The 21,944-nt window shown below is 53.2% G+C and carries 23 protein-coding genes; 3 read left to right on the plus strand and 20 right to left on the minus strand.

Going from position 1 to position 21,944, the window contains the following annotated elements:
• The first annotated feature begins 119 nt into the window (after positions 1-119).
• Positions 120-1,367 carry a Glu/Leu/Phe/Val family dehydrogenase gene (locus NZD86_RS14535; protein WP_268046889.1) on the plus strand — a complete coding sequence of 416 codons (1,248 nt, stop codon included), beginning with the start codon at positions 120-122 and terminating at the stop codon, positions 1,365-1,367.
• 78 nt (positions 1,368-1,445) lie between these two features.
• Here NZD86_RS14535 and pyrE read toward each other — a convergent pair whose 3' ends face one another.
• The 9 genes from pyrE to lspA form a co-directional block, all read right to left on the minus strand.
• Positions 1,446-2,099, minus strand: coding sequence for an orotate phosphoribosyltransferase (pyrE, locus tag NZD86_RS14540; protein WP_268042790.1), 654 nt, complete (start codon positions 2,097-2,099; stop codon positions 1,446-1,448).
• The gene (gene pyrF, locus NZD86_RS14545; protein ID WP_268042791.1) at positions 2,096-2,845 is read right to left on the minus strand and encodes an orotidine-5'-phosphate decarboxylase; all 750 of its coding nucleotides are present in this window, start codon (positions 2,843-2,845) and stop codon (positions 2,096-2,098) included. Before pyrF ends, pyrE begins: the two co-directional genes overlap by 4 nt.
• On the minus strand, positions 2,842-6,096 hold the full coding sequence (carB, locus tag NZD86_RS14550) for a carbamoyl-phosphate synthase large subunit (RefSeq protein ID WP_268042792.1): 3,255 nt from the start codon (positions 6,094-6,096) through the stop codon (positions 2,842-2,844). The genes pyrF and carB overlap by 4 nt, the downstream gene beginning before the upstream one ends.
• Complete coding sequence (gene carA, locus NZD86_RS14555) at positions 6,075-7,211, minus strand: glutamine-hydrolyzing carbamoyl-phosphate synthase small subunit (protein ID WP_268042793.1); 1,137 nt, start codon at positions 7,209-7,211, stop codon at positions 6,075-6,077. Before carA ends, carB begins: the two co-directional genes overlap by 22 nt.
• A complete protein-coding gene (locus NZD86_RS14560) occupies positions 7,208-8,500 on the minus strand; it encodes a dihydroorotase (protein WP_268042794.1) in 1,293 nt (430 codons plus the stop codon). Before NZD86_RS14560 ends, carA begins: the two co-directional genes overlap by 4 nt.
• Positions 8,497-9,417: an aspartate carbamoyltransferase gene (gene pyrB, locus NZD86_RS14565; RefSeq protein WP_268042795.1), complete on the minus strand. Its 921-nt coding sequence runs from the start codon at positions 9,415-9,417 to the stop codon at positions 8,497-8,499. Before pyrB ends, NZD86_RS14560 begins: the two co-directional genes overlap by 4 nt.
• Before the next feature lie 59 nt (positions 9,418-9,476).
• Entirely contained in the window at positions 9,477-10,007 is a 531-nt protein-coding gene (pyrR, locus tag NZD86_RS14570; protein WP_268042796.1) for a bifunctional pyr operon transcriptional regulator/uracil phosphoribosyltransferase PyrR, read from the minus strand.
• 234 nt (positions 10,008-10,241) lie between these two features.
• Positions 10,242-11,183 carry an RluA family pseudouridine synthase gene (locus NZD86_RS14575; protein ID WP_268042797.1) on the minus strand — a complete coding sequence of 314 codons (942 nt, stop codon included), beginning with the start codon at positions 11,181-11,183 and terminating at the stop codon, positions 10,242-10,244.
• Positions 11,180-11,668, minus strand: coding sequence for a signal peptidase II (lspA, locus tag NZD86_RS14580; protein ID WP_268042798.1), 489 nt, complete (start codon positions 11,666-11,668; stop codon positions 11,180-11,182). Before lspA ends, NZD86_RS14575 begins: the two co-directional genes overlap by 4 nt.
• An 83-nt stretch (positions 11,669-11,751) precedes the next feature.
• Between lspA and comA the strand changes: the two genes are divergently transcribed.
• Positions 11,752-12,588 carry a phosphosulfolactate synthase gene (comA, locus tag NZD86_RS14585; RefSeq protein WP_268042799.1) on the plus strand — a complete coding sequence of 279 codons (837 nt, stop codon included), beginning with the start codon at positions 11,752-11,754 and terminating at the stop codon, positions 12,586-12,588.
• A gap of 156 nt (positions 12,589-12,744) precedes the next feature.
• Complete coding sequence (locus NZD86_RS14590; protein WP_268042800.1) at positions 12,745-12,924, plus strand: hypothetical protein; 180 nt, start codon at positions 12,745-12,747, stop codon at positions 12,922-12,924.
• A gap of 91 nt (positions 12,925-13,015) precedes the next feature.
• On the opposite strand, the gene NZD86_RS14595 is transcribed toward NZD86_RS14590, so the two are convergent.
• The 11 genes from NZD86_RS14595 to ftsA form a co-directional block, all read right to left on the minus strand.
• Entirely contained in the window at positions 13,016-13,519 is a 504-nt protein-coding gene (locus tag NZD86_RS14595; protein WP_268042801.1) for a DivIVA domain-containing protein, read from the minus strand.
• A 124-nt stretch (positions 13,520-13,643) separates the two neighbouring features.
• Positions 13,644-14,411, minus strand: a complete 768-nt coding sequence (locus NZD86_RS14600) for a YlmH family RNA-binding protein (protein ID WP_268042802.1) — start codon at positions 14,409-14,411, stop codon at positions 13,644-13,646.
• A complete protein-coding gene (locus NZD86_RS14605) occupies positions 14,408-14,695 on the minus strand; it encodes a YggT family protein (protein ID WP_268042803.1) in 288 nt (95 codons plus the stop codon). The genes NZD86_RS14600 and NZD86_RS14605 overlap by 4 nt, the downstream gene beginning before the upstream one ends.
• Position 14,696: 1 nt before the next feature.
• Positions 14,697-15,410, minus strand: coding sequence for a YggS family pyridoxal phosphate-dependent enzyme (locus tag NZD86_RS14610; protein WP_268042804.1), 714 nt, complete (start codon positions 15,408-15,410; stop codon positions 14,697-14,699).
• Positions 15,411-15,425: 15 nt separating this feature from the next.
• Positions 15,426-16,229 (minus strand): peptidoglycan editing factor PgeF, encoded by an 804-nt coding sequence (gene pgeF / locus NZD86_RS14615; protein WP_268042805.1) that lies wholly within the window; start codon positions 16,227-16,229, stop codon positions 15,426-15,428.
• 69 nt (positions 16,230-16,298) lie between these two features.
• Entirely contained in the window at positions 16,299-16,595 is a 297-nt protein-coding gene (locus NZD86_RS14620; protein WP_268046890.1) for a YlmC/YmxH family sporulation protein, read from the minus strand.
• A 63-nt stretch (positions 16,596-16,658) separates the two neighbouring features.
• The gene (gene sigG, locus NZD86_RS14625; protein ID WP_268042806.1) at positions 16,659-17,438 is read right to left on the minus strand and encodes an RNA polymerase sporulation sigma factor SigG; all 780 of its coding nucleotides are present in this window, start codon (positions 17,436-17,438) and stop codon (positions 16,659-16,661) included.
• 132 nt (positions 17,439-17,570) lie between these two features.
• Positions 17,571-18,242, minus strand: a complete 672-nt coding sequence (gene sigE / locus NZD86_RS14630; RefSeq protein WP_268042807.1) for an RNA polymerase sporulation sigma factor SigE — start codon at positions 18,240-18,242, stop codon at positions 17,571-17,573.
• Positions 18,226-19,239 carry a sigma-E processing peptidase SpoIIGA gene (locus NZD86_RS14635; protein ID WP_268042808.1) on the minus strand — a complete coding sequence of 338 codons (1,014 nt, stop codon included), beginning with the start codon at positions 19,237-19,239 and terminating at the stop codon, positions 18,226-18,228. The genes sigE and NZD86_RS14635 overlap by 17 nt, the downstream gene beginning before the upstream one ends.
• Before the next feature lie 236 nt (positions 19,240-19,475).
• Positions 19,476-20,597, minus strand: coding sequence for a cell division protein FtsZ (ftsZ, locus tag NZD86_RS14640; RefSeq protein ID WP_268042809.1), 1,122 nt, complete (start codon positions 20,595-20,597; stop codon positions 19,476-19,478).
• Between the two features lie 86 nt (positions 20,598-20,683).
• Positions 20,684-21,913, minus strand: coding sequence for a cell division protein FtsA (gene ftsA / locus NZD86_RS14645; protein WP_268042810.1), 1,230 nt, complete (start codon positions 21,911-21,913; stop codon positions 20,684-20,686).
• Positions 21,914-21,944: the final 31 nt, after the last annotated feature.

Consider the following 21,944-nt stretch of genomic DNA (forward strand, 5'->3'; position numbering starts at 1 on the left):
GCATGAAGAAGTCTTCACAAGGTGAATCATTGCACCTTTGTACATACGGAGAGAATAACGAGAGGGGCGTTTCTCAATTGTCTAAACAAGTCAACAAACGGCTCCTGGTTGGCGCCAGTATGCCAGCTCCGGGCGAGAATGTATTGACGAACACACAAAATGCCGTTCAAGATGCATTGTCCCGTCTTGGGTATGACGAGACCGTCTATGATCTCCTGCGCGAACCCGTTCGCGTCTTCACGGTCCGGATTCCAGTCAGGATGGACGACGGACATACGGAAGTTTTCACAGGATACCGCGCTCAGCACAACGATGCCATCGGCCCAACGAAGGGCGGCATTCGTTTCCATCCAAATGTGACCCTCGACGAAGTGAAGGCACTGTCCATTTGGATGAGCCTGAAGTGCGGTATTTTTGATTTGCCATACGGTGGCGCGAAGGGTGGTATCATCTGCGATCCGCGCAAGATGTCCCTACCCGAACAAGAACGTCTCGCTCGCGGGTATGTCCGCGCCATCAGCCAAATTGTTGGCCCGACAAAGGACATTCCGGCACCCGACGTTTATACGAATCCGCAAATTATGGCCTGGATGTACGATGAATTCAGCCATATTCGCGAATACGATTCGCCCGGCTTTATCACGGGTAAACCGCTCGTGCTCGGTGGATCCCAAGGCCGTAACCAAGCGACTGCACTGGGCGTTGTCATCGCCATGCGCGAAGCTGCCATTCGCTTGAACAAAGAAGTCAAAGACTTGCGTGTACTCGTTCAGGGATTTGGCAATGTAGGAAGCAACGTCGCCCTCATCTTGCACGATCTCGGCGCAAAGGTTATCGGCATCAGTGATGCCGGGGGCGGACTCTACAACGAAAACGGCCTCAATATCCCGGAACTTGTCGACCAGAAAGACTCGTTCGGCATGGTGACATCGAGTTACCAAAACGTCATCACCAACGAAGAATTTCTCACCCAGGCGTGCGATGTTCTCATTCCAGCCGCCCTCGAGAATCAACTTCACGAGGGAAATGCAGGGGACATTCAAGCGTCCATCGTCGTCGAAGCGGCGAACGGTCCAACGACACCAGCAGCCGACGAGATTCTCAACGAACGCGGCGTCCTCGTTCTCCCGGACGTTCTTGCAAACGCTGGCGGCGTGACCGTCTCATATTTCGAATGGGTCCAGAACAATCAAGGCTTCTACTGGACGGAAGAGGAAGTCAATCAACGTCTGGAAGAAATGATGGTCAAATCCGTTCACAACATTCTAACCACAGCCGAACGCTACGACGTCTCACCTCGTTTGGCCGCGTATATGGTGGGCATTCGCCCATTCGCCGAAGCCATGCGCTGGCGTGGTTGGGTGTAAAACCATAGAGAAACATAATAGGGCCCCAGCAACAACGTTTCGTTGCGCCGGGGCCCTTTTGTTATTCGCACGCCGGATTTACATGCCGAAGTTCTCTGGCGCCTCGCGCCAACGCATCAAGAGTTCGACCTCTTGGTCGTTCACGTCGCCTCGTTCTCGTGCCACACGGACGAGAGAACGATAGGGGACCAGCCGATAAGCCGGTACTCCGGACTCTTGAATCCGCTCCCCTGCAGCGTCGAAATCGTACGAAAGAATCGATAGCACAGCCAGCACGTCCACACCTGCTTCTTGCAGGCTTGACACCGCTTGGTAGGCCGACTGTCCCGTCGACAGCGTGTCCTCAATGACGACAGCTTTCATGCCGGCCCGAACGTGGCCTTCGATTTGCTTGCCGCGTCCATGCGCCTTCGCCTGTGAGCGCACATATGCGGTAGGCAGCGAGAGCCTGTCCGCTAAAATCGCCGCATGGGGAATCCCAGCTGTAGCGGTTCCAGCAACGAGCTCCACCGCCGGAAAGTCCGTTGCGATGATGTTTTCGAAGCCGCTCACGACCAAGTCGCGGAGCATCGGATAGCCAAGGACGAGACGGTTGTCACAGTATATGGGAGACTTCCACCCACTGGACCACGTGAACGGATCGTTTGGCCGGAGTTCGACGGCCCCAATTTGGAGCAGGCCCACGGCGAGCGTGTCGACATCTTGAACGTAACTATCTCGAAATGGTTTCATGCTTGCGAATCTCCTTCCAGCATATCTGACCAGTACGCTTCTAGAGCGGATAACCTGTCGCTTGCCTGAACAATCGCCCGGCCGAGGACGAGGCGTGTGGCGCCGGATCGCATTGCTTCGCCTGGGCTTCTGGAGCGTCGTTGATCGTGGACGCTGTCCATTGCCAAGCGCGTTCCTGGTACGACACGCTCAAAACCAACTGGAACACGCTTCGCGAGCATATCAAGTTCCTCGGCCGAGCAGACAACACCGTCCAAACCAGCGCCGATGCAGAGGTTTGTGAGGCGCTCGACCGCAGCCTCCGGTGTTCCCTCGATGCCGACTGCCTGTAGGTCGCTCCTGTCCATACTCGTGAGGATAGTCACGCCAATGAGGAGCGGCTGACACGGACTCGCATCAACCGCTTCACGCGCGGCGGATAGCATCCTCTGGCCGCCTTGCGCGTGAACGTTTACCATCTCAATCGGGGCTTGGCAAATCGCCCGGAGCGCCCCGTGAACGGTGTTGGGAATGTCATGCAGCTTCATATCGAGAAAAACTCGCGCGTTTCGCTTTAGCAATTGTTCTACTAGATTCATCCCCGCCGCGTGAAACAATTCCAGTCCAACTTTATATCCATCAACGACGGGAAAAAAGTCGTCGACCAACTGGAGCGCGGAAGTTACATCAGGTACGTCGAGCGCTAAATAGGTTGCCTTGCGGACAGTGTCGTATTTGCTGTCCAGCAGCGCTTCCCAGGAACTCACGCACGCCACCTACTCTCGGATACCGATTCCGAAGAGGATTCGCCCAAAGCGAGTGTCTGGAAGTGAATGAGCTTCAAAATATCGAGAAGTGATTTGACCGTGTCGAGTGACGTCAGACATGGCACCCCATGTTCCACAGCCGTTCGACGGATGCGGAATCCATCCCGTTCCGGTTTGAGCCCCTTGGTCAGCGTGTTGATGACCAGCTGAATCTTGCCCTGCCTGATGTCATCGGCCAAGTTTGGCGTACCCTGGGCGAGTTTGTTAACCACTCTTACGTCTAAGCCCCGCTCGCGAAGGTACTTTGCCGTGCCCTCCGTGGCGGCCAGTCGATAACCCAGACGGGAAAATTCCCGAAGGAGCGGAAATGCCTCATCTTTGTCCTTGTCTGCAACGGTGGCCAAGACGGTTCCGTGTGATGGTACAACGGTGCCCGCGGCAACCATTCCTTTGTAGAGAGCCTTTTCGTAGTGCGTGTCCCGGCCCATCACTTCGCCTGTTGATTTCATTTCCGGACCGAGGCTGATATCCACTCGATGCAGTTTCGCGAACGAGAATACCGGAACCTTGACAGCCACTGTATCCGCCTCTTTGACGCGGCCACTCTTGTACCCTAGGTCAGCAAGTGTGCCGCCACATACTGCGTGCATGGCCAAGTCCACCATCGGGACGTCCGTCACTTTCGACAGAAACGGCACTGTGCGCGACGACCGTGGGTTGACTTCGATGACTTCAACCGTGCCGTCGTGCACAATGAACTGGATGTTTACGAGGCCCCTCACATGTAAACCGCGTGCGAGCCGCAGCGTGTAGTCTTCAATCGCTTGCTTCACATCTTCACTCAAGTGCTGTGGCGGGTACACCGCTATGGAGTCACCTGAGTGAACACCAGCCCGCTCCACATGCTCCATGATGCCAGGAATGATGACCGTGTCGCCGTCGCTTATCGCATCCACCTCGACTTCAATTCCCGCGACGTACCGGTCAATGAGGACAGGGTGCTGCGCGGACACTTCCACGGCTTCATCCATATACTGCAACAGCTCAGAAGTATTGGAGATAATCTGCATCGCCCGTCCGCCGAGGACATAGGACGGCCGAACCAAGACGGGATACCCTAGTGCTTCCGCCGCACCAACAGCCTGCTCAACGGTCGTGACCGTGCTGCCCTGTGGGCGAGAAATATCCAGTTTCGTGAGCAGTTCGTCAAACTTCTCGCGGTCCTCGGCCATATCAATGTCTCGTCTTGACGTGCCGAAAATCCGAATACCTGCTTCAGCGAGGGGACCAGCCAAGTTGATGGCCGTCTGACCACCGAACTGAACGATAACGCCTTCCGGTTGTTCCCTATCGATCACGTTCAACACGTCTTCCACATGCAGTGGTTCGAAATACAGTCGATCCGACGTGCTGAAGTCAGTCGAAACCGTCTCTGGGTTGTTGTTGATGATGATGGCCTCGTACCCGAGTTTACGAAGCGCCCAAACTGCATGGACGGTGCAGTAGTCAAACTCGATGCCTTGCCCAATGCGAATCGGCCCTGATCCGAGCACGACGATTTTTTTGCGATCCGACTCCGACACTTCATCTTCCCGTTCGAACGTGCTGTAATAATACGGTGTAGACGCTGCAAACTCACCTGCGCACGTATCGACCATCTTATAAACCGGGATGACACCGCGCTCTTTGCGCCACGCGCGGATGGTTTGCGCGTCCGTGCCAAGCAACCTTGCCAGTTCAACGTCGGGAAAACCGTTCTTCTTTGCCCTTTCAATCAAATCTGCGTGGTCGCTGAGGATTTGCGTCATGGGACTGCTCGTTGAACCGACGGTCGCAAGCTCTTGCTCCAAGCTGACCATCGCTTCCAAGTGCCAAAGAAACCAGCGGTCAATTTTGCTCAAGTCATGGATCCGGTCAACCGAGAAACCTCTGCGAATGGCTTCGGCGACGGCAAACAGCCGATCATCTTCCGCGACGGCGAGTTTCTTCTCCAACTCCATGTCGGACCAGCCATGCGCATCCTTTACATAAAGGCTTTCGATCCCGATTTCAAGCGATCGAATGGCCTTCATCAGCGACTCTGTAAAACTCCGGCCAATTGCCATGACCTCTCCAGTTGCCTTCATCTGTGTGCCCAACTGGCGCTGCGCACTGCGGAACTTGTCGAAGGGCCAACGAGGGATTTTCGTGACGATATAATCGAGTGCCGGCTCAAAGGCGGCGTACGCCTCCTGGGTCACTGGATTGCGGAGTTCATCGAGTCGGTAACCGACAGCGATTTTGGTGGCGATGCGAGCGATGGGATAACCCGTTGCCTTGGAAGCGAGGGCACTTGAACGACTGACACGTGGGTTCACTTCGATGACATAGTAGTTCGAACTGTGGGGGTCAAGCGCCAACTGAACGTTGCAGCCGCCTTCGATTCCAAGGGCGTTGATAATGGTCAAACTCGCGTCGCGGAGCATCTGGTAATCGGCGTCCGACAACGTTTGGCTCGGTGCCACGACGATGCTGTCGCCCGTGTGGATTCCCACCGGATCGAAATTCTCCATATTACACACGACGATGGCCGTGCCGTTGGCGTCACGCATAACCTCGTACTCGATTTCCTTAAACCCAGCGATACTCTTCTCCACGAGCACTTGATGAATCGGTGACAGGGTCAACCCGCGTTCCACGATGTCTGCGTACTCCCGCCGGTTATGCGCGATTCCGCCGCCGGTGCCGCCCAGCGTATACGCGGGGCGAATGATGATGGGAAAGCCAATTTCCTCAGCAAAGGCGTCCGCCTCTTCTTGTGTGTGGACAATGGCACTGGGCGGAACGGGCTGCGCGAGTTCTCCCATGAGGTTGCGGAACAACTCTCTATCCTCGGCCTGTTCGATGGCCGATAGTGACGTTCCCAGCAGTTCGACTCCCTCGCGTTCAAGAATGCCGCTCTTGGCCAACTCAACAGCCATATTCAAACCCGTTTGACCGCCAAGTGTCGCCAGCAGGCCGTCGGGGCGCTCTTTACGAATAATTTGCGAGACGAATTCCAGGCGAATCGGTTCGACATATACGCGGTCGGCGATGTCGGGATCGGTCATGATGGTTGCCGGATTGGAATTGACGAGAACGACCTCGTATCCTTCCTCTTTCAGTGCTTGGCAAGCTTGTGTACCAGCGTAGTCAAACTCAGCTGCTTGACCAATGACGATTGGGCCACTCCCAATCACCATGATTTTCTTCAAATCGTCGCGTCTTGGCACGGTACAAAACTCCCCTCTTTCACGGATGTCATCATCGCTGTGAATTCATCAAACAAATAACTTGCATCCGTCGGACCTGGCCGCGCTTCCGGATGGTATTGCACGCTAAATGCCGGAAGGTACTTGTGTGCAAGCCCTTCGACAGTTCCGTCGTTTAAGTTGATATGAGTAAGCGTGAGAGGCGTCCCGGAAAGGGACTCGGGGTCCACAACATAACCATGGTTTTGAGCGGTGATGTCCACTCGTCCACTCGACAAGTGCTTAACCGGGTGGTTTGACCCGCGATGTCCGAATTTCATCTTGATGGTCTTTGCACCGCACGCGAGGGCGAGTAACTGGTGACCCAGACAAATTCCGAAAACGGGAACCTCTCCGAGTAGTCCTTTAAGCGCCTCTACAGCGAAAGGTACATCCTCCGGGTTACCTGGCCCGTTGCTCAACATCACACCATCGGGGCGCCATGCCAAAATTTCTCGGGCCGTGGACGTGCCTGGTACCACAATGACATCGCAGCCGCGCGCTAACAAACTTCGCAGGATACCAGATTTTGCACCGTAGTCCACTAACACGACGCGGAAACCCTGACCGGGACTGCGGTAGACTGTTTTCGTCGTCACGTTCTTGACTGCATCCGTAATCGTTCCTTCGTGCATCCGCGAAAGCAGTTCCTCCACTTTAGCGTCGCTCGTCGTGATGACGGCTCGCATCGCACCCTCGGAGCGAATGGCCTTCGTCAACTGGCGTGTGTCAATTCCAGACAAGCCAATAATGTTATGTTCAACAAGGTAGTTCTCCAGTGTTTCGATTTGTTTAAAGTGGGACGGTGTCGATGCGAACTCCCGCACGATAAATCCACGAACGTGCGGATGATGTGATTCGACATCATCGACATTGATGCCGTAGTTGCCTATAAGCGGGTAGGTCATGGTGACAATCTGACCGTAATAGGACGGATCGGTGAGAATTTCTTGGTAGCCAGTCATGCCGGTGTTGAAGACCACCTCGCCAAACCGCTCGCCTGTAGCACCGAAACTGGTTCCAGTAAACGTCAGTCCACTCTCAAGAATCAATCTAGCTGTGGGACGATGGATCTTTGTCAGATGGATGTTTGTCATATGAACCGCTCCTCTCCGGCTATAAAAATCTCTCGGCCCAGATGAATCGTGCGCGCCGTCCACCCAGTTGCACGCCAACCTGCAAAGGGCGTGTTTCGACCGCGTGTGTAGAACCGGTCAGGGTCAATCTCCTTCTCCTTGGTCAAGTCGACGATGGCAAAATCAGCTGTACCACCGACGTGCATGGCACCACCATCGATTCCGAAATGCGTAGCCGGGACGCGCGTCATCGCCTCGACCAAACGACTGAGTGGGACGATACCCGGTAAGACCAGGTAGGTATACAAGAGTGGGAAAGCAACTTCCGATCCGACCATGCCAAAGGGTGCCCGCAGGATACCGCGAGATTTCTCGTCCACCGTGTGTGGTGCGTGATCCGTCGCGATCATGTCGAGTGTGCCGTCCAGAAATCCTTCGAGGCACGCCATCCGATCCCGCTCGCCTTGCAACGGTGGATTCACTTTCCACACGGCGTCGTCCTCCGTGATGAGGGCCTCCGTAAGCAGCAAGTGGTGCGGCGTGACCTCCGCCGTGATGTGGACACCGCGTGCTTTCGCCCAACGGATGAGTGCGACCGACTGCTCTGTGCTCACGTGACAGACGTGTAGGTGCACACCTGTGCGCTCCGCCAACAGAATATCCCTCGCGATCATCGCCGCCTCCGACTCTTCTAGAAGGCCCGGAACCCCAATTCGCTTTGCAGCCTCAGGATGCAGGACACCATTGCCAGACAGCGTTTCGTCTTCCGAGTGGATGACGATAGGCATGTCGAGCTCCTTTGCCCGCGTCATGGCATCCAGCATGCGCCGCCCATGCTGCACGCCTTTGCCATCGTCCGATAGAGCAATGGCACCCGCTTCCTTCAGTTGCGCGAAGTCCGTGAGGGCTTCCCCTTTTTGGCTGACCGTGATACAGGCAATCGGGTGAACGGACGTTTTGCCGACGTCACGACCGCGTGTCGTAATGTCGCGAACAATTTCAGCCGCATCCGTTGGTGGATTCGTGTTCGGCATGCACGCAACGTGTGTAAATCCGCCCGCTGCCGCAGATTGCAAGCCAGATGTCAGGGTTTCCTTCGCTGTGAACCCAGGGTCCCGGAGGTGAACGTGCATATCGATGAAACCTGGCAGAATCAGTTCGCCCTGCAGTGTCTCGACTTTATCGGCCGGGATGGTTTCGTCGCCGATAGCGGTGATTTTGCCCGTCACATCGTCGTAGCACACGCTTGCTCCGTATAGTTCGCCTGTTTGACTGTGGAGAAGCCGACCTCCGTCAATACGGATTCTCATGAGAGTTCCCCTTTCAGTAGTTGGTCTAGGAGTGCCATGCGCATGTACAGTCCGTTTTCAGCTTGGCGAAAATAGGCTGCTCTGGCGTCGGGATCGATTGCAGGGTCGATTTCACCGACACGCGGCAACGGATGAAGAATTCGAGCATGTTCCGGCAGGACTGTCAAATGTTCGTGGTGAATCGCATACTCTGTGGCAGCGCACGCTTCGTCTAAACCTTCTAATCTTTCCGACTGGATTCGCGTCTGGTAGACAACGTCCGAATCACTCAAAGCCTGCTCGATGGTATCGCAGTGTTCGATCTCCACACCCGCCAAGGCCACCTCTTCTTCCAAATGAGCAGGGAGACAGAGGCCCGTCGGGTGAAATAGCTTCACGCGGATTCGTTTCATTTTTGTCAGCATGCGCAAGAGAGAATGGACGGTCCGGCCGTATTTTAGGTCACCGAGAACAGCCACGGTCAGTTCGTCTAAACGCCCCAATTCACGCCATATCGTGTACGTGTCGAGTAGCGCTTGTGTGGGGTGTTCGCCGCTCCCTGCACCGGCACTGATGACCGGAACAGTTGAGTAGGGGATGGCTTCATCCAACTCCTCTGCACTGTGGTGACGGATGACGATCGCATCCACGTATGCACCTACGACGCGGAACACATCGGCAAGTGTTTCACCCTTCTTCGACGATGATGTTTCACGTGCATTTTCCGCACTAATCACTTGCCCGCCCAATCGATACACGGCGGCTTCAAACGACAAACGTGTCCGGGTGCTCGGTTCGTAGAACAGTGTCGCAATCAACCGCCCAGCCAATTGATTTGCGAGGTCAGAACGTTTCATACTGCGAAGACGCTCCGCGTGCTCCATCAATTGCATGGTGGTGTTCAAGTCGAACTGTTTAACCGTTGTTACGTGAAACATGAGACCACTCCTCATTTGTCTGCCTTCCCGTGAAGCGATCTCGTTACTTCTACGAACGATTACTTGTTACTCGCGATCCAGACACCGTCTTCACCATCAACCTCGCGAAACTTGACGATGACCTGCTCAGACCGACTAGTGGGTACATTTTTTCCTATGAAGTCGGGCCTGATTGGCAACTCACGGTGTCCTCTGTCGACGAGCGTAGCAAGTTGCACAGCTTCCGCGCGTCCAGCTTGCATGATGGCATCGAGTGCCGCTCGAACGGTTCGACCCGTGTACAGAACGTCGTCAACAAGAATGACTTTGCGGTCCACTACAGCGAGATTGGGTGCCTCTGTGGGTGTCGTCTTGTCGACGACACGGTCATCGCGAAACGGTGTCGCATCCAGTGTCAAGGTCTCGACTTGCTGACCTTCAATCTCCTCGAGTTTCGCAGCAATGCGCTCTGCGAGCGCAACGCCCCGCGTCAAAATACCCACGAGAACGATGTTATCTAACCCTTTGTTGCGCTCGAGAATTTCATGGGCCATGCGAGTCATGGATCGACGCATCGCTGCATCATCCATGATTTGGGTCACTTCTTGCATGTTGTTTTCCGCCTTTCGCTGGACGAAGTCGATTTTACACACAAAAGCGGCTGCTCCCCGATGGAAGCAGCCGCTAGTGTGCGCGGGAGCCGCAACGCTCGCAGGCGTGCGGCCATCCGCAGTATCACGACTCCTTTCCAACCTCACGGGATTGGTTTAAAGGCAGTTCAATTTGTTATCAGGCTATCAGTTGCCTGAGAATCTGTCAACAGGAATTATGCTACCACTGGCTGCTCAACCGATACGTCCAGCTTGCAAGTTCTCGATGAGCCCTGCCATATCTGTCGGTAGCTCGCTTGTCAGCGTCACGAGTTCGCCCGTCGCAGGATGGTCAAACCCCAGCGTTTGCGCGTGTAGTGCCTGTCCGTCGATGGGAAGTGTGTGGCGACGTCCGTACACCTGATCGCCTGCTAGTGGATGACCGATCTCGGCAAAATGCACACGAATCTGATGTGTCCTGCCCGTCTCCAGGCGGCACTCGACAAGGGAGTACTTATCAAATCGCTCGATGACTTGAAAGTGCGTCACCGCGCGCTTGCCACCCTCGATGACAGCCATCCGTTGACGATCCTGCGGATCCCGCGCAATCGGCATCTCAATGGTCCCACTTTCGTGTCCCATTCGACCGTGAACAATCGCTATGTACTTTCGTTCCACCGTGTGATGGCGCAATTGCTCTGTCAAAGCGTAGTACGCCCTGTCTGTTTTTGCGAACATCACCAGTCCGCTGGTGTCCCTGTCAATGCGGTGGACAACACCAGGTCGCATTTCCCCACCTAGTGAAGACAATTTGATCCCTTTCGCAAAGAGCGCATTGATAAGCGTCCCGCGTGGATGTCCAGCGGCTGGGTGCACGACGAGCCCGCGGGGCTTGTTGACGACGACCACGTCATCGTCCTCATAGACAATATCGATAGGAATGTCGTCCGGCAGCACCGTAAACGGTTCTTCTTCGGGGACTTCAACATCGTATTGTTGCCCGTCTTCAACCGCATCGCTGGCCTTCACTTTTCCGGCTGGCCGACGTGCGATGAGCCCTGACTTAAGCCACTGCTGAACAACGCTTCGGGATATATCCACATCGTCTTCTTGCAGTCGTTCCGTCAGCCATTTATCCAGGCGTTCACCTGTCTCTTGTTCGGTCACTTCATATGTCGTTCGTATAGCAGCCCTCATGAATTCATGTCTTCCTTTTTGGTATTCGTTTCCGTGTCTTTGGTGCTTCGGAAACTGTTGATGAGAAGTAGCAGTACCCCGACGTCAACGGCCACATCCGCTAGATTGAAGATGGCAAAATGATACTGTCCGATGATGATGGACACAAAGTCTGTAACCGAATGAGTGATGATCCGATCCGTCATGTTACCCACGGCCCCCCCCAGAAGGAACCCGAGGCCAAATTGCATCATCAACGTCGGTCGGAATCGCCGTTCAACGACGATCACAGCCACCGTGACGACGAGTGCAACAAGTACGAACAACCAGGTCTGGTTTGGAAAGATGCTGAACGCTCCGCCAACGTTCTGAATGTGAAAGATGTTGAGCACGTTGGGAATGACGGTTACAGTCTGTCCCTCCGGCACGTTGGCTCGAACCAACCACTTTACAAGTTGGTCCAGCAGATAGACAAGCAATGCGATGATGTAAAGCAAAATGTTCACCTATTTCGTCTGGACTGCCCCCGCCACCTTGCACAGCCGACCGGCATCAGCATACCGTGAATAGACCGAATCCGGAGGGGGGCGTGAACACCGTGATCTTATCAGACTCCGGCGCTTTCTCACAAATCATACAATATCCACTCGGAAAGCGCTCGTCGAAACCGCGGGCGGCAGGGGTCACTATGGTGATCGACAAAGGCCTTGGCTACGAAGCGTTGAACGATCATCTTGAGATTGCCTCGTCATACATGGATATCCTCAAACTTGGCTTTGGCACCAGTTGCCTCTATCCGCGTCATATCCTGAGACAAAAATTATCGCTCGCCAGAGTTTATTCCGTTCACACATGTCCCGGCGGGACGCTCACCGAAATCGCCATCACCCAAAACGTGTTCCACAAATACGTGGAGAGATGCGCCAAATTAGGCTTCACGGCCATGGAAATTTCCGATGGCACGATTGAACTGGACGCCGACACTCGGCTGCGTGCCATTGAACTCGCCAAGGCACATATGGGCCTCGTCATCACTGAAGTGGGAAAAAAACTTGAACGGACAACGGATATGGAAAAATTCGTAAAACAACTTGTCGCTGATCTTGAGGCCGGAGCAGACTACGTCATTGTGGAAGGACGTGAATCCGGGGAAAACATCGGTATTTACGGTTCGCATGGCGAGATAGATGAAGTCTTGTTCGAGGACTTTACCGCTATGCTTCCACCTCAAGCATTGTCGAAGGTCATGTGGGAAGCGCCGAAGAAATCGCAACAAGTGGAACTGATCAAGCGATTCGGTCAGTCGGTCAATCTCGGGAACATTCCTCCGAGCGACGTCATTGCCCTCGAATGCCTGCGTCTCGGCCTTCGTTCTGATTCACTTACATTCACATTCGACAACAGTTTCAAGGAAGCTAAGTTTTAACAAACCCTTCTTCAAGCAGTTCAGTCTGACAACCTTTGCAGAACAGATCCCGATATTCGCCACAACTTGTTCACGAGACTGTCACCAGAATGACACAGCGTGGGGTGTATGATATTTACAACAAGCAAAGGTCAGGCAAGACTGGAGAGAATGGTGTTGCGACGCAATCAACTACTTGCTATATCCTGGATACTCATGTGGGTAGGCGCAATTCTCTTGGTCGCCTGCTGGCTCACGAGACTGTGGTTTCAGATGGTTATTCCATTCGCCCCGGCGTCTGTCGTCGCCCTTTGTGTGGGCGTGAGTCTCTTCTTCATCGCTCATCGCTTACACTGAAGCCGTAGTTTATATCGCAAAAAGCTGCCATCAAAGTGGTTCACCCTGTCTTGATGGCAGCTTTGTTCTCAACTCGCCAATGGCAAAGAATTTACAGTCCCGATTCGGCCAAACTCGCCTCGCGCCGAGCCAACTCCTTGTCAAATGAATCCCAATCACCGGAATCCATCATTTCCAGCTGCGATTGAACGAGCGACCTGAATCGAGCGCGGAAGACGGCGGCTTGCTTCTGCATCTCTTCCATTTCGATCGCAACCTTGCGTGCCTTGTTGAGCGCTTCACTCACAATGCGATCCGCATTTTTTTCCGCCTCGCGAATGATTAACTGGGCCTCTTTACGGGCGTTGTTCTTGACTTCTTCCGCCGTTTCTTGAGCAACCAGTATGGACTTGCCAAGCGTGTCCTCCAGGCTGTCATAATGGGAAAGACGCTCATTCAGTCGAACAATGTCTTCTTCCAATTGTTTGTTGGTACGAATTAAGCCCTCGTAATCCTGGATAACTCGTTCGAGAAAATCATCCACTTCGTCCTCGTTATAACCTCTCCAAGAACGGCCGAACTCTTTATTGTGAATGTCGATTGGGGACAGGGGCATACAACATCCTCCTTATTCGACAGCCGTCACGGAAATCCGCCAGCCATCGACATGTGCGTGACAATGTACTTCGACAAGACGCTTGAATATCCTGCCTCTTACGAGATGGTCTGAACAGGTGGAGTCACGCATTGGAGCGAAGAATTCCCAAACGTAAACGCAAACGCTCCCTGCGGGTGATCCCGAGTGTCTCCATCACTTTAATTCGACCAAACCCACGGACAGACAACGTGTCACCGACATCGACTTCATCCCTGCTCGTCGCCGCGGCAAAATTGAGTGTGACGTCTCCTCGCTCTACCGCGGCCTGAGCTTTACTTCTTGAAAATTGACATGCCGACGCGATGACGGCATCCAAGCGTAAAGAAGGCACGTTTACGTCCTTTTCATCATACGTGGGTGGAGGAAGGTCGGGGATCTCCTCTTCCACCGTCACAGAGACAGTGGTTCTCCCCACATGATGCAGCTCGTCGTACAGAAAACGGGCAATTTGACTAGATACAAACAAATGAGCCAGACGACCACCGACAACGATATCACCAATGGTCTTTCGTTGAAGTCCCAATCCTAGGACACTTCCAAGCACGTCCTTATGCCGCATCTCCTGTTCCAGGGACACAAGCCTCAAATACACGATTTCGAAGTCACTCGGTTGTGGATACCAATCATCCGGCATGATCAGCATGCGATGTCGCTCTGCTCCACCGTAACCACCGTGTGCACGGTGGGCAAGTCCCCGTTTGCCAACCACACTCTCCGTCAAATACTGTTCGCGGGGAGTTAAAAAATCTGTAAGGAGCCATCTCCCTTGCGAACCTACCTGATCACACCAATCTTCGGCGGATCGCACGAAGGGGCGTTCACTCTCTCGAACCCAAGCGTGCGAACTCATGCCGCGCTCACCAACAGTCGCATGAGTACACTTGAAACCGCCTCTTCGATGATAAAAAAGACGGCCACGCCCACCATCCACGATAGATCCAATGAGATCTGACCAAGAGGTAGCGGGCGGATGTAACGGCGAAATACGTGCAAATACGGATCCGTAACACGAAACAGGAGTTGACCTACTTGAGTTTCACGAAGGTCTGGGATAAACCCGACAACGGCTGTGGCCAACAATACGTACCAATAAGCAGAAAACAGTCCTTGAATGATATTGACAATAACACCCACCCTAGTGACCTCCCTCAGCTTGTTCAGAGAACGGCTGTACAAGCCTTCGTCCAATTCTTACCATGGTGGACCCCTCTTCGACAGCAATTCGAAAATCCTGAGACATGCCCATGGAAAGTTGGTCAAAATCCTCCAGTGACATCTTCATCTGGAGATCTCGCTGAAGGTCGCGCAAAGCTCGAAAGACAGGTCGAGTGTCATCTGGATTCTCACATAACGGTGCCATGGTCATCAAGCCGCGCAACATCACATTCGGAAGCGTGACAACCTGTTCGGCGACAGACAGAACCTCGTCCACCCGCAAGCCGTGCTTTTGTGCTTCTTCTGCAATATTCACCTGTAAGAGTAGACTTACATGACGATTGCGCTTTACGGCTTCGTGTGAGATTGCCGATGCAAGCTCCATTCGATCCACTGAGTGAATCCACGAAAAATGCGGAACAACATATTTGACCTTGTTCGTCTGCAGAGAGCCAATGAAATGCCACTGCAAGTCCGCTGCTGCGCCGTGCTGGAACTTCTCCCGCGCAACCTGCCAGCGATTTTCCGCCGCATCGCGGATACCTGCTTGGATGAGCAACGGTAAAATATCGCTTTCAGCGGTTTTTGTCACAGCAATGATGCGGACGTCCTCTGAATTCCTCTGAGCGGAATTCGCTGCTCGTGAAATTTCTGCCTGAATCCATGCCAGATTCTCTGCGATAAACGTATCCATGAGACTCGCTCCTACTTAAGTCAGCGCAATAGCGGCCATTTGTCTTCCTGCATTCCCCTGCTCACGACGGTGTGAGAACAAATGAGTGGAACGACACGACGTGCAAATTCCCGTATCGTCGATATGCTCATCCCGAACACCGACTGTCAATAAGTCCGAGCAAATGGCGGATTGCATACTAAACCAAAATTTACCCGCTCGGTTAAAGCGCGGGAAGATGACCTTTTCAGTAAATTCCCTGTGCACGGGGCCTGCAACGACCTCGTCCACTTCGTAGCAGCATATGCGAATGGACGGTCCAATACTGACGAGGAGATCTTCCGGCTGTGTTCCGTATGTTTTCTGCATCGTTTCAACGACCCGCTTGCTGATGTGGGAGACAGTTCCACGCCAGCCTGAATGGGCTGCACCAATGGCTTTTCGCACTGGATCGTAAAATAATATAGGAACGCAATCTGCAGTTAAAATGGCCAAGGCGACATTCTTGTCATTCGTCACCAAGGCGTCGGCCGCCATCCGATTGGGACTAGCCTTTGTCGCTCCAAGACCCCGATGGGCGGCATCCACGACTGCCACGTCCGCTCCATGAACCTGGCGCACGAAGACAAAGCAGTCGAGCGACACGCCGAGCTCTGTGGCAACGACTTGCCGGCTCTCGAGCGTAGAATCTTCAGAAACGCGGGAGTGAAATGCGACATCAAGCCCGCCCTCACGATCATTCGGATGGTGGCGAAACGAAAACAAAGCGTGCACCCCAGATTCAGTCCATCCGGGTTGCACGCACAAACCGCCATTGTGATTTAACCAGTTTGTCAGCACCACTCATCCCTCCACCACAATCATACATGAGTCGTGCCCATTTTGGCGATGTTCAATTGGATTCTTTGATCAGTATCCGCCAGTTCCTTTTTTGCCAGACTCTGGCGGCAAATAGTAACCTGTCTCACCGACAGGACGCAAATCGACGAGGATGACGTCGGAGCCAATTTTGACAATCTGGTTCCAGGGAATGACGTAGTCCTGAGTGCCCCCCACCATACCAAAGAAACGTCCCTGGCCCGGGATGACGATGGCCCGCACCAAGCCACTATCCGTATCGAGTTCCAAATCGCCTATGGCACCAAGACGTTTGCCATCCTCGACGTTGACCACGTCTTTTGCCTGTAAATCGGAAATTCGCATCACGACGGATCCGCCTTCCATACAAGTGTCATTCATATCTCATCTATATGACACAGGGCGGACAATTTACGACTGAATGTGTTTGTGCATACGATTGATGGCCGCCTTCTCGAGACGTGACACTTGCGCCTGGGAGATTCCGATCTCGTCCGCCACTTCCATTTGCGTCTTTCCTTCGTAAAAACGCATCGACAAAATCTTCTTCTCCCTGTCCGTCAGCTTGTGCATGGCCTCGCGAAGGGCAATCCCTTCGACCCAACTTGTGTCCTTTTCCTTTTCGTCGTGAATTTGGTCCATGACATAGATCGGATCGCCACCGTCGTGGTAAATCGGTTCAAACATGGACACGGGATCTTGAATGGCATCTAGGGCAAACACAACGTCTTCTTTCGGCACGTCCATCTCTTTGGCAATTTCGATGATGGTCGGCTCGCGCAAATGACGCGTCGTGAGTGCATCGCGCACTTGAAGTGCTTTATAGGCGATGTCGCGGAGTGATCGACTCACTCGGATTGGATTGTTGTCTCGCAAGTAGCGACGGATTTCGCCAACGATCATGGGTACGGCGTATGTAGAAAAACGTACATTTTGGCCCAAATCAAAGTTGTCGATGGCCTTCATAAGTCCGATGCAGCCGACTTGAAACAGATCGTCTACATATTCACCACGGTTGTTAAATCGTTGAATCACAGACAATACAAGGCGGAGGTTCCCGTTCACGAGTTGTTCGCGCGCAGCCAATTCGCCGCTTTGCAACTTTGCGAACAGTTCTCTCATCTGTGTGTTGGTGAGAACCGGGAGTTGCGAGGTATTGACGCCGCAGATTTCGACCTTATTGCGTTTCACACAAAGTTCCCCCCAAGAAGGTGCAGGCTCGTCTCCTACGGACAAATCGAATTTCCAGAATTCGTCTTCAGTATGTCCGCGGATCACCAAGTTATGCACAACTTAGGGGGTGGCCATCCGGTGCCGGAGCGGTCATATCATTTTGTTGAATTCACGCTGCAGGCGCTTTAAAATGCGCTTTTCGAGGCGAGAAATGTACGATTGGGAGATACCCAATAAGTCAGCCACATCTTTTTGTGTCATTTCTCTTCCGGTCCCTAAACCGAACCGCAATTGCATGATTTTTTGCTCACGCTCCGAAAGTTTGTCGAGTGCATCGTAAAGAATTTCACGGTCCACTTCGTCTTCCAAGTTGCGATAAATTGTATCTGATTCGGTGCCTAGGACGTCCGAAAGAAGAAGTTCGTTACCGTCCCAGTCAACGTTTAGCGGCTCGTCAAACGAAACTTCAGATCTCAGTTTGTTATTTCGGCGGAGATACATTAGAATTTCGTTTTCGATACAGCGAGACGCGTATGTGGCAAGTTTGATCTTTTTCGTAGGATCAAACGTGTTAACAGCCTTGATCAGGCCAATCGTCCCAATGGAAACCAAGTCCTCAATGTTGATGCCCGTGTTTTCGAATTTGCGGGCGATGTAGACCACGAGTCGTAAATTCCGTTCAATGAGCATACTGCGAACAGCCTCGTCCCCTGATGGGAGACGCTCAAGAAGATATTGTTCCTCTTCGCGGGTGAGCGGAGGCGGAAGGGCTTCACTACCACCAACGTAATAGACCTCTTCCGGGCTATCTTGGAGTTTCATGCGGATGCGAATGAAAAGCAGCCGCAGGCGAATTCTGAGCTTCATATTGAGGTCCTTTAGCGTCTGAGATCCCTTCAACCTCGTCATCTCCATTCATCATATCCATGTGCAAAATCGCGCTGAATGCATCATCACTGCTGAGCTTCCCTGGATAAACTGCAAACAGATGTGCTCCAACGACTGGCCATGTCCGGTTCGCTTGTTCCACGAGAATGTGGTCCGGTCGAAGTGCGATGGTCAGTCCTCTGCCACTCGCTCCTTGGAATGGGACGAGTGTAAATGATTTCGACCCCGTGAGGGTCGCCACGGCACTGAGCATATCGTGCCCCGCTGCAACGTGTGCCTGTACTGCCTCAGGAAGCACAGGCAACAATACGTCTAAATCAACAAACGAGACGGGTCGACGGGATACGGGATCGTACAGTTGATTGCCTGAGTCAAGGAGCCCCGTGAAATGGATTGTCGTTCCGTCAAACGACGCGGTCACCCGACAAAGCCAATTTTCCCGGTGCTGTACACGACGAAGTTTACTCATCAGTCTTTGCAACCCGAAAACGCAGAGCGGAACTGCAACCATGAGGGCAAGTGTCTCTCCAGACGTCGCAAACACAAGTCCATGCGACCCCGTCTGGATGGCCTTCCCGAGCGATTGACCGGGAATGGCAAAGCCAAGTGCAACTGCGGCTCCGGCGAATACAAAGGACACAAAGTAAAAGACAACAACGACACGGGCGAGATCGAGCATTCCCTTTCTCGGTAGAGCGATGAATACCATTGCGACCGACACGAGTGCCTTCCCTGGCCAAGTGGTGAGCAAGGACAAAGTGGGAAAGAACAACAAGAGGGAGTAGCAAGCACCAGTCAATCCACCGAGAACAACTCGCACGAACTTCATCTTGCGTTTGAGTATCCATCCCGTTGTCCACAAGAGCATGGCATCCATGACGAAATTGACTAGCCACACGACATCGATGTAGACAACTGGCGTCGTAGGCACAAGACCACCTCGAGCCGTTTTAGGGAAAGTATAATTTATCTCTATTACGAAGCCTGTCGGAACTTGACTGAAATCTCATAGAGTTTTTGTAGAAGAACACCGAGAAATGTTGAAACCGCAGATTAAACGAGGAGGAATTAAGAAAGAGGGCACAGCGCAGAAAGCTGCTGTACCCTCTCAACCAAATTCGACACGAGTAGGATGTCGAGATGCAATACGAACATAAATCGAAATACTTAACGGTCACGACCAAACTTATTACCATTTTGGCGCCGCATGAAAGCTGGAACATCCCACGTGTTGCCTGTATTCGGCACAGAAGGTGGGGTATCGTTCAAGGGGCTATGCCTCTGAATCGTTCCACGTGACGCGTGTTCCGACGCATCATTGTGATGTGGCTGTTGGTTGCCCTCAAAACCCGTGGCAATCACCGTGACAACGATCTCATCTTGAAGATCAGGGTCGATTGCCGCACCAAAAATCATGTTCACTTCGGCATCGGCCGTGGTCGAGACGATATCCGCGGCTTCATTGACTTCCCACAGACTGAGGTTAGTACCGCCTGCAACATGCATCAGTACGCCACGGGCGCCGTCGATGGACGTTTCCAGCAAAGGTGATGAAATTGCCTTCTTCGCAGCCTCAGAAGCCCGATTTTCACCGGAAGCAATACCGATTCCCATGAGTGCAGAGCCACGCTCCGTCATGATCGCCTTCACGTCGGCAAAGTCGACATTGATTAGTGCTGGTGTCGCGATCAGTTCAGAAATACCTGATACGCCCTGACGAAGCACGTTATCAGCTTCACGGAACGCCTCCAGGACAGGTGTATTCCGGTCGACAATTTCAAGTAGACGATCATTTGGAATAACGATGAGCGTATCTACCTTTTCCTTTAGCGCTGAAACGCCCATTTCTGCTTGAACCATACGTCGCCTTTGCTCGAAACGGAACGGTTTCGTGACAACACCGACCGTCAATGCGCCGATTTCTTTCGAAATTTCGGCAATGACCGGAGCCGCGCCCGTTCCAGTCCCACCACCCATTCCGGCAGTGACGAAAACCATATCTGCACCCTTCAGAGCGTTGGACAGCATTTCCCGACTCTCTTCGGCAGCCTTCTTACCGATTTCCGGATTCGCACCCGCGCCCAATCCGCGCGTGAGCTTCTCCCCAATTTGGAGCCTTGTTTCAGCCTTAGATAACTTTAACGCCTGGGCATCCGTGTTGACGACGATAAATTCGACGCCTTTAACACCGGATTCGATCATGCGGTTGACCGCGTTACACCCACCGCCGCCGACGCCTATCACTTTGATATGCGCCAGGGAATCCGATTCAAAATCAAATTCCAGCATGACTGCTCCTCCTCAATCTATGGCTCCACGCTTGCCCCTGCGTCTCTCGCGGTCAGGGGACGCAAGCTGAATGTACAACATCAGCCTTATACGAAATCGCGCAACCAATCTTTAATCTTGGTAAACATTCCACTCCCCGACTTCATTTGGCGCATAGCTGGCGCCTGTTCACCCGGGTTCGAACGTAGACCGGTTCGTGCAGCGTATGCGATTGTCCCAACCCCATTGACAAACGAGGGGTCACGTACGCCGAGAAATTCGGGGATTGCAATGCGAACGGGTGCCTGAAGCTCATCGCTGGCGAGATCAGCAGCCGCAGGTGTGGACATAACACCGCCGTGGAAAACGTAACCCGCCGGCAATTCATCCGCAAAGCCCATAGTCTCTATTTCTTTTCGCACGAGCGCAAATATTTCCTGCATGCGCGGTTCGACAATCGTTGCCAAATCGTACTGTGTGTACTCTGTGTCCTTGTTACTTCCCATTCGTGGTACTTGAAACGTCTCATTCTCCGATGCTTGTGATACAAGCGCACAGGCATGGCGCAACTTGACCTGTTCAGCGGAAGTCGTGCTTGTTCGCAAGCCGATGGCAATGTCATGTGTGACATAGTCACCGCCCATGGGGATAATACTCGTTCCCATGAGCACGCCGTTGTTAAACACCGTAACAGACGTGTCGCCCGCACCCACATCTACCAATGCAACGCCAAGTTTTCGTTCATCATTAGTGAGTGCGATATGGCTTGCCGCCATGGGTGACAATACCAAGTTTGCAACTTCGATCCCTGCGCGTTCCACACAGCGAACAACATTATGGATGGCAGTTCTACTGCCAGTGATTAAGTATGCCTCGACTTCTAGCCGCACGCCGAGCATGCCACGTGGATCCATAATCCCACGTAAACCATCGACGACAAATTCTTTTGCCACCACATCAATGACTTCACGTTCAGGCGGAAGGGCGACAACGCGCGCTTGTTGAAGGACGCGTTCGATATCCTCATCCGTGATTTCACGATCCGCCGACGACACAGCCACAACACCATGACTACTGTGCAACTGAATGTGATTGCCGGAAATGCCTACATAGGCAGACGAAATGTGAATGCCAACCATCCGTTCCGCATGATCAACTGCTTCACGAATGGATTCAACGGTCAAATCTATGTCGACAATGGACCCATGGCGCAATCCTTCACCGGAGGCAGATCCAACTCCGATGACATTGATGCTATTGCCTGTGGGTTCCCCGATGATGGCTCGAATTTTTGAAGTGCCGATGTCGAGACTGACGATGTAATCTTCTTTGGCCAACCGAGTGGCACCTCCCTAGAGCGCCGAAGAC

Origin of the sequence: Alicyclobacillus dauci (assembly GCF_026651605.1) — a bacterium.
GTDB classification, from domain to species: Bacteria; Bacillota; Bacilli; order Alicyclobacillales; family Alicyclobacillaceae; genus Alicyclobacillus; species Alicyclobacillus dauci.